Raw genomic sequence first — 9517 nt, forward strand, 5'->3', positions numbered from 1 at the left:
ACCCTGTCATCATACGACTTTTTCCCCTGCGTCCTGTCAAGCGGCCGCTCTGGCATCTGCCTGCAACCCCCTCTGGCCCAGAGCACCAGCGATCACGATTCTCCCGGTTTTGCCGCCGGGATCAGCAGCGATAACGAGTTCTGTAAGACATTCTAACGTCAGGGGGTTGTCCCCTGCTTTCGAGATCGCTGAGCTACGCCGGTTTGGCCCCTGGGCCAGCGCCCAAATCCAGCCTGGTACACTCTAGCCAGTGAACCCGACCAGGCCGTCTACTGCCCCCTGGGCCTATGCGCTGGGCGAGTTTGGGCTGAGCCTGCCCACCCATGTGGTGGGCAGTTTCCTGGTTTTTTATTTCACCGACCACATCGGTCTGGCCGCGACCTGGGTAGCCCTGGCCCGCAGCATCAATGCAATCTGGGATGCAGCAAACGATCCATTGTTTGGCTACTGGTCAGACCGCACCCGGCATCCCAGGGGTCGGCGCTGGCCCTGGCTGCGCTTTGGACTGCCGCTCTATGTCTTGTTTGTACTGCCACTGTGGTTTGTGCCTGGCGGTCTGCAAGGGTTCTGGCTTTTCGCCTATCTGCTGTTTTTCTTGCTGGTTTTTGAGACCCTGGCAACCATAGTCTATCTGAACTTCAATGCACTCTTCCCGGCGCTCTATACCCAGGAGGACAGCCGCGTGCGGGCCAATGCCCTTCGGCGGGCCGCGGGCTTGCTGGGTTTGCTGGCCGCTACTTCGCTTAGTCCTCTGCTGTACACCCAGCTCGGTTTTGGCGAGATGATCCTGATCTGGGCTCTCGTCTCGGCATTTTTCTTGTGGATCTTTTTCTCTAAACTGGTTGAACCGGCCTGGAAACCCCCTCCTGAGTATGCTGGCTTCTGGCATAATCTGCTCGACAGCCTGCGAAACCGCAACTTTCGGCTGATGCTGTTGGCCATAGCCCTGGCCCAGACGGCTCTGGGGCTGATGATGCTGGGCTTCCCATTCTATGCAAAATATGCTCTAAATCTTCCCGGCGCCCAGATGGGGCTGGTCTTTGGGGCGGTCTTTGGCGTTGCGCTCATAAGCGCCTTTGTATGGCCGTCAGTCACCGGGCGGCTGGGTATCCGGCTCGGCTGGCAGGTAGCGATGGGCCTGTTTGTGCTGGCTTTGCTTCCCTTGTGGCTGGTGGACAGCCTGATGGAGGTGCTATTGCTGGCCCTGCCCTTAGGCCTGGCCATAAGCGGTGTGGTGATACTGCAGGATGTGGTGATGGCAAACCTGATTGACCAGGATGTCCGGCGGAGTGGACTGCGCCGGGAAGGAAGCTATTACGGTATAGCAGCCGTCCTGGTTCGTCTTTCGGGGGTACTGCAAACCCTGGCTCTGGCCTCTTTGACCCCGCTGTTTGGCTATGTGAGCGGTGCCCAGCCAGGCCCCGATCCCGAGACCGCCTTCCGGTTTTTGCTGGCCGGCCCGCCGGTGCTGGCCATGTTGCTCTCGGCGCTGGTGGTGCACTTTCTCCGTCTAGAACTAGCTCGCTCACGAAAACTTACTTGAAATGGTTCTTGTGGCATCAGATTTGTTGAAGTCGCCAATCACTAATAGAAAAACAGGCCGAGGTGTTAGGCGCGACAATACGGGATGTCACAAGTCTCGGGTCAGAAGCTTTTTTGTCTTGCGGCCTGCCAAATGTTTTGACTTGCGACTTTTAAAGAATGGTGGGTGCGGTTGTACGAAAACCGTTGTCTCGTCAAACCTTGTAGATGCTACCAAGGGCCATAGATAGCTGTGCCTCTGGTGTTGGTCCGAAACACCTTTCCGATCTGCCCGGCGCTGGGTAGAATCGTCGGGTGCAAAGGGTTTTCATCGAAGACATCGCCAAACACGAGGGCCAGGACGTTCTACTGCGCGGCTGGCTGACCGCGCGCCGCTCCAAAGGCAAGATTCATTTTCTCCAGCTGCGTGATGGCACGGGTTTTATCCAGGCCACCGCATTCAGGGGTGAGCTGCCCGACCTGCAGTTTGAGCAGGCCGACCATCTGCCCCAGGAAACGGCACTGGAGATAGTCGGGCTGGTACGGGCTGATAGCCGGGCACCGGGTGGTTACGAGCTTTCGGTGCGAGGGCTTAAGGTGGTGGCCCTTCCCAGCAAGGAATACCCCATCACCCCTAAGGAACACGGGGTGGAATTTCTGATGGATAACCGCCACCTCTACCTGCGCCACCGGCGGGCCTGGGCGGTGCTGCGGGTGCGCGACGAGCTCGAGCGGGCCATCCACGACTTTTTTCACCAGCGCGGCTTTATCCGGCTCGACACCCCCATCCTGACCCCCAATGCCGTTGAAGGCACTACCGATCTGTTCGAGGTGGATCTGTTCGATGGTGAGAAAGCCTTTCTGGCCCAGTCTGGGCAGCTTTACGCCGAGGCGGGCGCGATGGCCTTTGGCAAGGTCTACACCTTTGGCCCCACCTTCCGGGCCGAGCGCTCCAAAACCCGCCGACACCTGCTGGAATTCTGGATGATCGAGCCGGAAGTAGCCTTCATGACCCACCCCGAAAACATGCAGCTGCAGGAGGAATTTGTAGCTTATCTGGTGGGGCGCTGCCTGGAAGAGAAAAAGCGTGAACTCGAGATGCTCGAGCGCGATACCACGGTTCTACAGACCACGGCCCAGGGCAACTACCCCCGCCTTCATTACACCCAGGCTGTGGAGATGGTCAACCAGATCGCCCAGGAAAAACCTGAACTGGAATTGGCCCCGATGGACTGGGGCGACGACTTTGGCGCGCCGCACGAAGCAGCGCTTACCTCGCAGTTTGACCGCCCGATTTTTGTGGAGAAATACCCGGCTGTCATCAAAGCGTTTTATATGGAGCCCGACCCCGAAGATCCGCGCCTGGTGCTGAATGCCGACCTGCTGGCACCCGAAGGGGTGGGCGAGATTATCGGCGGCTCGCAGCGCATCCACGACCCCGGGCTGTTGCGCCGAAAAATACGGGAGCATGGCCTGCCGGAAGAAGTGTTTGACTGGTACCTGGATTTGCGCCTGCTGGGAACCGTGCCCCACTCAGGCTTTGGCATCGGCCTCGAGCGCACCGTGCGCTGGATCTGCGGGATTGAGCATATCCGCGAGGCCATTCCCTTCCCACGCATGTACACCCGGATGCGGCCTTAGCACACCGGTCAGGCCATCGGTAAGACCTAAACCCGCTCGAGTCTCCGGTGCGGCCCGGCGGGCAGCTCGACGCGAATCAAGTCCTTTGGGCGCACCTCGCCGCCCAACAGCACGATGCCCATAATGCCCGCTTTGCGCACCAGGTGGCCCTCGGCATCGCGGTCTAGCACGGCCTGCATCAAACCCTGCTGAAACTGTTCGAGCTGGGCGCAGGGGTTGCGCAGCCCGGTCACCTCCACCACGGCCTCAGAGCCGAGATGTAGCCTGGCACCCACCGGCAGGCTCAGCAGATCGAGGCCGCGGGTGGTGATGTTCTCGCCCATATCTCCAGCCTTTACGCGAAACCCTTTACGGTTGAGCTCCTGGTGTAACTCGGCCTGAATCAGGTGAATCTGACGCAGGTTGGGCTGGGTGGGATCCTGGGCCACCCGGGAGCGGTGCTTGACCGTCACACCCATATGCGCGTCGCCCTCCGCACCCAAACCCTCCAGCAGGCGAAGGCTGGGCTGGCTATGCTTGGAAAAAGTGTGGGAACTGCTGCTGTGGACGGACTCCACCAGGCCCTCGAGTCCTTGTGCCATGGCCGAATTGTAACCGGTGTCTATGCCCAGCGCGATTCTGCTATTATCAGAATATGAGCGACAAGGCATTCGTAAATGGGTGGCTGCGGGTGCTACAGGAAGCCATGGAGGGCGGTGAGCCAGGCCAGGGAACCGCCTTTCTGGACGGAACCGGGGCCGATGGCAGTGGCAACCATGGCCTGTTGGCGACCCTCGAGGCCCTGAGTGCAGACCAGGCTTCCTACCCCACCGCGCTCGGAATGAGCGTGGCGGCCCAGGCCGCCCACACTGCCTACTACATGGAAGTGACGGTGCGCTGGGTGCAGGGAGACCGGGGGCCGTTTGACTGGAAAGGCAGCTTTGTCGGTACGGTTTCTGAAGGGGAGTGGGCTGCTCTGCGGACGCGGGTAAGAGTCGCGTATGACGAGGTGGTGAAGCTTGCCAGCAACACCCCCCGTTGGGACGGCGATGAACCGGGTGGACTGGCCGCTACTCTGGCACACGCCTGCTATCACCTGGGCGCTATTCGGCAAATTGTCAAACTGGTATGAGCAATCCCGCCCGGTTTTACGCACCAACCCGGGCTGAGTGACGGGCCTGGCTGTGGGCCAACCAGGCCACCACAGGAGCTACGGGGAGGAAACCGCACTGCAGGCCGAGCAAAATTTGCGGGCAAGCCCGTGCTGGAAGTAGATGTGCGGGGTTGGAATTAGCGGAAGCTTGCCCCAAACAAGACCCTCGCGGAAGGCGTGGCGCTGAAGGGGAAAATACTCTGCCCCCCCAGGAAAAGCCCGGTTGAATTGTCCAGCGCAAACTCGATGCCGGCGTTGAGGGTCAGGGCAAAGTTGGCGTTGGGCAGGCCCAGACCCAGGCCGCCCCCAAAATAGGGCCTGATGCCCCGAAGGTCGCGGTCGAACTGGCCCAGATCGGGCTTGAACAGCACCTCACCCCCAATCAAGAAGCTGGGGCCTGCAAAGCGCACATCGCCGTAGATCAGGGTCACCAGGTCACGCTGGATGCTGGCCTCGAGGCCAAACCCCAGGCTGGGCGCAGGCACCGAGATGCGAAGTTGAAAGGCCCGTTGGGCAAAACCGGATGAGGCAAACGCCAGCAACAGCAAAACAATCAGGACAGGTAAACGTTTCATGACACACACCTCTGGTTCTGAGGTCACTGACCTCACAGGGGATACCATAGCCCAGCCTGGACTAAATCGCCAGTGGCCTGGCTCTCACCCTGTGCTAAGGGGTCACCCTTACAGTATGTCGTGTATGAAGCGTTTTTCGCTATTTGTGCCCATGCTGGCTGGACTGCTCTTGAGCAGCCTGCTGGTTGCACAAGACCGGTCTGTTGCCAGCAGAATTGGCTACCTCGATGCCCGCACAGTGGTAGAAGCCCATCCGCAGTTTGTCCGGGTGAAGGAGGTGCAGGCTCGAGCCGAAGCCGAACTCAAGCCCCTCCGTGACCAGATCCAGCCCCTGGAAGCCAGAATCCGCGCCGGAAGTGTTACTGCCCAGGAGCAGCAAAATTACCGCGTCCTAACCCAGAGCCTGCAAGAAACCGGCCGGAAGTGGTCGGATCAGCAGAACGCCGCCCTGAGACCCATCACCGAAGAAATTGACCAGCTGGTAAGGAAGGTAGCCCAGGAACAAGGTTTTGCCATTGTGCTTGATCAGGAAGTCGCCGCCAGTAGCGGCCTGGTGGTTTATGCTGCCGAGGAACTGGATATTACCCAGGCCATCGTTCGGGCTTTGCCCAGGTAATGGAGTGAGAGGATGAACAGAAACTGGTTGTTTGTTGTGGTACTCGCAGGTCTGCTGCTGGGTGGTTCGCTGATCGCGCAAAACCGTTCCACCCCTACCCGTATCGGTTATGTGGACGCCGAAAGAGTGGTTCAGTCGCATAAGGACTTCAGGAGAGTGCAGGAAATACGTACCCAGGCTGACCGTGAACTCAAACCCCTCCGCGACCAGATTCAACCCCTCGAGGCCAGACTGCGGGCAGGGAACGCTACCGCCAAGGATCAACAGGACTACCGCGTGCTGGCCCAGAGCTTGCAGGAGGCGGGGCGCCGATGGACAGAGCGCAGCAATGCAGTTCTGAAACCCATTACCGAAGAGATTGACCAGGTGATTGCGCGGGTTGCGCAGCAACAAGGCTTCGCCATCGTCCTGGACAAGAAAGTTGCAGCCAGCAGCGGCCTGGTGGTTTACGCTGCCGAGGAACTGGATATTACCGACGCAGTGGTTCGTGCCCTGCCTAGATAGCCGCCGCTGGAAAACTACCACACGTGGGCTGCACCATGCCGGTGGTCTTTTGTTTGTGATGAGGGCCCCTTACAAGCCATGCCCAGACCTACCTGGTTCCCTTTTTGTACAGGGTCTTAGCCCGTCCTGAAGGAGCCTGCCCGGAGCGTAGCCGAAGGGTTCTGGGTGACCACCACCCGACCCTGTGTGTCATACCGCGCGGAACGAGGAATCTGAATACGCTGTCATTCTCTGCGTTCATGTTGCCGATGCAGTACCAGATTCCTCGTCGCAAACAGCGCTCCTCGGAATGACAAATCGGTCTCCTTCGGAGCGAAACCAGTGCACTACCGACTCCACTATGTCGCGAGCCCCACAGCGCATCAGACCCTTCGGTGGCGCCTGCCCGAGCCTTGCCCTAAGGCTGTCGAAGGGTTTGCCCGGAGCCCTGCCCTGAGGAACCAGGGTTCAGAATGACCATGGCCTGGTAGGGGACTGAGAGATTCATGCCTAAGCCGGGTTGCTGGTTTATTGTCAGGGTCAAGTTTAATTGACGATATGTTAGAATCGTAAACGATGGCCAAGGGTAAATCCAAAGGAGACAAAACAAGCAGGGTGACCTCGACGGAACGCAAGCGCGACCTCGAGGCCCTTTCGCTACTGGTACTGGGGTTGTCGGTACTCCTCGCTGCCGCCATCTATTTTGGCTCCAGCCTGGCTGGGCAGCTCGGCAGCACGGTACAGCGTTTTTTCTGGGGCGGTCTGGGGTATCTGGCCTGGCTGGTTCCGCCCACGCTGGCCTTGCTGGGGGTCTGGCTGCTGCTGGATCGCCCTCTGGGTGGGTTTGCCAGGGTCGCCGCTATTGCTACGGCGGGGGGTCTGGTTAGTTTGCCGCTGGTAGCACACGCGTCAGACTCTTTGGGTGGCAGCCTGGGCAACACGCTCCATACCATGCTGGTCGGTCATCTGGGCAATTTCGGCCTGCTAATTCCATTGCTGGTCTTGACCTTCGTGGCCGATATCGGCCTGGGCCGGCAACCCGGTTTCCTGCTCGGCAAAAGCGCCCGGCGGGTGGTGGTGGCCGCTCAGCGGCTGCACCACTCCTATGCCCTGGCGCAGACCGCCACCCGGCTCCTGCGTGAGGCCCAGGCACTGGCTGCGCGTTATCCTGAGCATAAAGCCCTGAACACCCTGCAAGGCGATCTCAAAGCCTTCCGGCATAGGCCCCAGGATGCGGAGGCCATCGCAGGTTTTGCCCAATTGCTGGGAGATTTTAAGATCGAGCGGGCCAGAGAGCTCGCAGGCAGGCTGGCCACCGAGCCCCGGCCCCTTCCGGTGCGGCTGGAGCGCCTCGCGGCAGCACTGGCTGCACCCCTGAAAGGCGAAGGGCTGGCCCAGGCCCTCGAGGAACGTCGCACCGCACTGGTGCTGGAAATCGGCACCCTGTTGACCAGAACCCAGGCCCTCACCCGCCAGGCCGAGACCGCTGCCAAAAACCTGGGCAGCCCTGCAACAGCCAGGGCCTTGCTACAGGCGCTGGATGAACACCAGAGCCGCCTGGTAGGCTGGCGAGAGTCGGAAGAACTGACGCTGGGCTTAGAAGAGCGGGTGGACGGCTGGCTGCGCTGGGCCGAATGGGTGGAGTCGGCCCCGGCCGAAGCCCACCCAGCGGGGTTGCGAGCCCTGCTCGAGAAGGGCTTGAGCACCGAACCCCCTGCTTTTGCGGTAGCGACTGCCAGGCCCCCCACCGAACCTCTGCTCGACTTCGATTTCGTCTTCCCCGAACCGGACAAGGTAGGGGCTGCCAACAAAACCGTTCCACTCACCGAGAAACCCAAAACCAGCAAATCCTCCAAGAGCACCGCGCCACAACCCAGCCCCTCGGCCCGACCTTCTACCGCCCTGCTCCTGCCCAGCTTCGACTTGCTGGACAAACCGGATGCGCCGCGCTACGACCCCAAGGCCCTGGAAATCATCACCCGGCGCCAGGTGGAGCATATCAACAACACCCTGCAGCACCACGGGGTAGAGGCCAGAGTAGTGAGCTGGTCCAGGGGCCCCACCGTAACCCGGTTCGAACTCGAGCCCGCACCCGGCGAAAAAATCAGCCGGGTTCAGAACCTGCACAACGACCTGGCCCTGGCCCTGGCCGCTGGCTCGGTGCGGATCGAGGCCCCCATTCCGGGCAAGAGCGTGATTGGCTTGGAAGTACCCAATACCGAACGCGAGCTGGTGCGCTACAGCGAAGCCATCCTGTCGAATGCCTTCGTGCGCAGCAAGGACACCCTGCCCATGGTGCTGGGCAAAAGCATTGATGGCGAGGTCTGGGTCAAAGACCTGGCCCGGATGCCCCACCTGCTGATTGCAGGCTCGACGGGTTCGGGCAAGTCGGTAGCGGTTAACACCCTGATTACCAGCCTGCTGTTCAAATACCTGCCCACCGAACTGCGCTTCTTGATGATTGACCCCAAGATGGTCGAGCTGACCCCCTACGAGGGCATTCCCCATCTGGTGCGGCCAGTGGTGACCAACCCCGCCGATGCGGCTGGGGTTTTGCTGGGGGCGGTGGCCCATATGGAGCGCCGCTACAAGATGATGAGCCAGGTGGGGGCCAGGAATCTGGAACAGTACAACCAGAAGATGAAGGCTGCAGGCGATCCGACCCTGCCTTACCTGGTGGTCGTAATTGACGAGCTGGCCGACCTGATGATCACCGCCCCCAAAGAGGTCGAGCAGGCCATCCTGCGCCTGGCCCAGATGGCCCGCGCCACCGGCATGCACCTGATTCTGGCCACCCAGCGCCCCTCGGTAGACATTCTGACCAGCCTGATTAAGGTGAACGTGCCCGCCCGCATGGCCTTTGCGGTCTCGTCGGGCTTCGACTCGCGCACCATCCTGGATACGTATGGGGCCGAGCGGTTGGTGGGCCAGGGCGATATGCTCTATCACCAGCCCGGCCTACCCAAACCGGTGCGCCTGCAAGGCCCCTTCCTCTCCGAGCCCGAAGTGCACCGCATCGCCAGTTTTTTGCGCGAGCAGAGCTTCGAGGATACCTTTGCCGAGCAGTACAGCACCGACTTTGAGGGGCCGCTGCACCTGGGCAGTGGGGGGCCGAGCGATACCGGAGATATTGACTTTGGCGACCCCCTGCTCAAAAAGGCCGCCGAAATCGTAATTGAGGAGGGCTACGCCTCGGTCTCGAGGTTGCAGCGCCGCCTCTCGGTGGGACACGCCCGGGCGGGCAAGCTGGTAGACGCCCTGGAAGCTATGGGCATCGTGGGGCCCCACCAGGGCAGCAAGCCCAGGGAGGTGCTGATTACCCGCGACCAGTTACCTGAGTATTTTGGATAAGGAATTATTCTTTACACTAATATACGTCCTCACATAACGCCTTTAATAAGTTGGGAGAAACGCCATTTCTAAAAGTTCTATTCGTAGTCAAATAGGCTACTATACGGCCACCCTTGACTATTGCCGGCGGGGTAGTTGAAAAGTCATTGAAGGGAGAGTTTGGATTAAATCTGTTGCCAAACTGAGAAAACTCGTTCC

Annotated in this window: 8 protein-coding genes; 6 read left to right on the top strand and 2 right to left on the bottom strand. The window is 60.2% G+C overall.

Features of this window, described 5'->3' with window-relative positions; all coding sequences use genetic code 11:
• Positions 1-250 precede the first annotated feature (250 nt).
• Both Q0288_RS05685 and asnS read left to right on the top strand, forming a co-directional pair.
• Positions 251-1543 (top strand): MFS transporter, encoded by a 1293-nt coding sequence (locus Q0288_RS05685; protein WP_299428470.1) that lies wholly within the window; start codon positions 251-253, stop codon positions 1541-1543.
• A gap of 293 nt (positions 1544-1836) precedes the next feature.
• Positions 1837-3162: an asparagine--tRNA ligase gene (gene asnS, locus Q0288_RS05690; protein WP_299428473.1), complete on the top strand. Its 1326-nt coding sequence runs from the start codon at positions 1837-1839 to the stop codon at positions 3160-3162.
• Positions 3163-3188: 26 nt separating this feature from the next.
• Here asnS and Q0288_RS05695 read toward each other — a convergent pair whose 3' ends face one another.
• Positions 3189-3743, bottom strand: coding sequence for an MOSC domain-containing protein (locus Q0288_RS05695; protein WP_299428476.1), 555 nt, complete (start codon positions 3741-3743; stop codon positions 3189-3191).
• 53 nt (positions 3744-3796) lie between these two features.
• Here Q0288_RS05695 and Q0288_RS05700 point away from each other — a divergent pair, with 53 nt between their 5' ends.
• Positions 3797-4273, top strand: coding sequence for a hypothetical protein (locus Q0288_RS05700; protein ID WP_299428479.1), 477 nt, complete (start codon positions 3797-3799; stop codon positions 4271-4273).
• Between the two features lie 158 nt (positions 4274-4431).
• On the opposite strand, the gene Q0288_RS05705 is transcribed toward Q0288_RS05700, so the two are convergent.
• Positions 4432-4869 carry a hypothetical protein gene (locus tag Q0288_RS05705; RefSeq protein ID WP_299428482.1) on the bottom strand — a complete coding sequence of 146 codons (438 nt, stop codon included), beginning with the start codon at positions 4867-4869 and terminating at the stop codon, positions 4432-4434.
• Between the two features lie 124 nt (positions 4870-4993).
• Here Q0288_RS05705 and Q0288_RS05710 point away from each other — a divergent pair, with 124 nt between their 5' ends.
• From Q0288_RS05710 to Q0288_RS05720, 3 genes are all read left to right on the top strand, one after another.
• Entirely contained in the window at positions 4994-5485 is a 492-nt protein-coding gene (locus Q0288_RS05710; RefSeq protein ID WP_299428485.1) for an OmpH family outer membrane protein, read from the top strand.
• A gap of 12 nt (positions 5486-5497) precedes the next feature.
• Positions 5498-5989: an OmpH family outer membrane protein gene (locus Q0288_RS05715; protein WP_299428488.1), complete on the top strand. Its 492-nt coding sequence runs from the start codon at positions 5498-5500 to the stop codon at positions 5987-5989.
• A 555-nt stretch (positions 5990-6544) separates the two neighbouring features.
• Positions 6545-9319, top strand: coding sequence for a DNA translocase FtsK (locus tag Q0288_RS05720; RefSeq protein WP_299428491.1), 2775 nt, complete (start codon positions 6545-6547; stop codon positions 9317-9319).
• Positions 9320-9517: the final 198 nt, after the last annotated feature.

Origin of the sequence: uncultured Meiothermus sp. (assembly GCF_937863175.1) — a bacterium.
In the GTDB taxonomy this organism is placed as follows: Bacteria; Deinococcota; Deinococci; order Deinococcales; family Thermaceae; genus Meiothermus.